The 1,569-nt window shown below is 72.5% G+C and carries 2 protein-coding genes; one reads left to right on the top strand and one right to left on the bottom strand.

Annotated elements, in window-relative coordinates:
* The first annotated feature begins 172 nt into the window (after positions 1–172).
* Positions 173–736 (top strand): XRE family transcriptional regulator, encoded by a 564-nt coding sequence (locus E1285_RS45015; protein ID WP_132161025.1) that lies wholly within the window; start codon positions 173–175, stop codon positions 734–736.
* Between the two features lie 29 nt (positions 737–765).
* Here E1285_RS45015 and dnaN read toward each other — a convergent pair.
* On the bottom strand, positions 766–1,569 hold an 804-nt coding region (gene dnaN / locus E1285_RS45010; protein WP_132161024.1), incomplete at its 5' end, for a DNA polymerase III subunit beta.

Genomic DNA, 1,569 nt, shown 5'->3' with positions numbered 1-1,569 from the left:
GGAGGAGGGCGTGGGCTGAGCGCCGGTTTCGATGATGGGGCGTCCCGTCCCTGGGCACAGGGGTAGAACGGCAGGTGGCCGTCACCGGCCCCCACCCTGCGGGACACTGATCGCGCGGCGAGCCGGGGCGGTGCCGGTCCTCGCGGGCGGGATGCGACGAGGTGGAGGACGTTTGAGCGAGCAGGGCGCGATCGGCGAGGCCGTGGCGCGGACCGTCCGGGCTCTGCGGGCCGGGCACGGATGGAGCCTGGACGAGCTGGCGGGACGGGCCGGGGTGAGCAAGGGCGTCCTGGTCGGACTGGAGCAGGGACGCGGGAACCCGAACCTGGGGACGCTCATCCGGATCTCCGACGCGCTCGGCGTGCCGTTGACGCGGCTTGTCCAGGTGGAGGAGGAGCCGCCGGTCCGGATGTTCCGGCCTGAGCGGCACGTCGTGCTGTGGGAGGGCGAGAACGGCGGGAAGGGGACGCTGCTGGCCGGAAGCGACCCGCGGCCGTCGCTGGAGTTGTGGCACTGGGAGCTGCAGCCTGGGGAGACGCGGGAGAGCGACCCGCATGTCCCCGGCACCAAGGAGATCGTGTACGTGCAGAAGGGGACGCTGACCCTCGGTGTGGACGGGCGGACCGACCTCGTCGAGGAGGGTGCAGCCGCCGTGTTCGTGGGCGACCGGCCCCACTCCTACGGAAACGCGACCAAGGACGAAGTCCACTTCGTCCTAGCGGTCCTCGACCTCTGAGCCTGCCAACCCGGCCGCTGCGGGGCGGGTCAGGAGGTCAGGCGGACGGGCATGGCCAGGTAGCGGTAGCCGGTGTCGGTCTGGTCGTCGTCAGCGGCGGCCGTTTCCTCGCCCTTATCCGAGTCGTCCTTCTTGTCGGGGATGGCGGTGAGGAGGGCGGCCTTGGTGGGACCGGCGCATTCGATGCGGGCGAACTCGGTGTCGATGCCGGCCAGGCCGTCCAGGAGGTACTGCGGGGCGAACGCGATGTCGATGTCGTCGCCGGTCAGCTCCGCGCCGAGGCTCTCGTTGGCGCGGGCGGAGTCGCCGGTGGCGGCGCGGATGCGGACCTCGTCGGCGGTGAAGGCGAGCCGGATCGGGGTGCCGCGCTCGGTGACGAGGGCCGCGCGCTTGATCGCCTCGACGAACGGGGCCACGCGGATCTCGGCGACGGACGACCAGGTGCCGGTGAGCCGGGACCTGTAGTTGATGTACTGGTCGTCCAGGAGGCGGCTGGTCATGCTGCGGCCGCCGCCGGAGACGCCGATGAGGGTGTCGGCGGCGCCACCGAGGTCGATGGTGACCTCCTCCCCGCGCTTGATCGCCTTGGCGGTGTCGGCGAGGGTGCGGGCGGGGACGACGACGCCCGCGGTGAACTCGGGGTCGGCGGGGGACCAGGTCAGCTCGCGGGCGGCGATGCGGTAGCGGTCGGTGCAGGCGAGCCACATCGTGTCGCCCTCGATGTCGATGCGGACGCCGGTGAGCATCGGGAGGGTGTCGTCGCGTCCGGCGGCCGGGGTGACCTGGCCGACGGCGGTGGCGAACAGGTCGCTCGGGACGGTGCCGGCGTGGGC

The organism is Actinomadura sp. 7K507 (assembly GCF_004348425.1).
Lineage (GTDB): Bacteria > Actinomycetota > Actinomycetes > Streptosporangiales > Streptosporangiaceae > Spirillospora.
The sequence above is the reverse complement of the archived record's forward strand: the minus strand, read 5'-3'. Positions and strand labels throughout refer to the sequence as shown.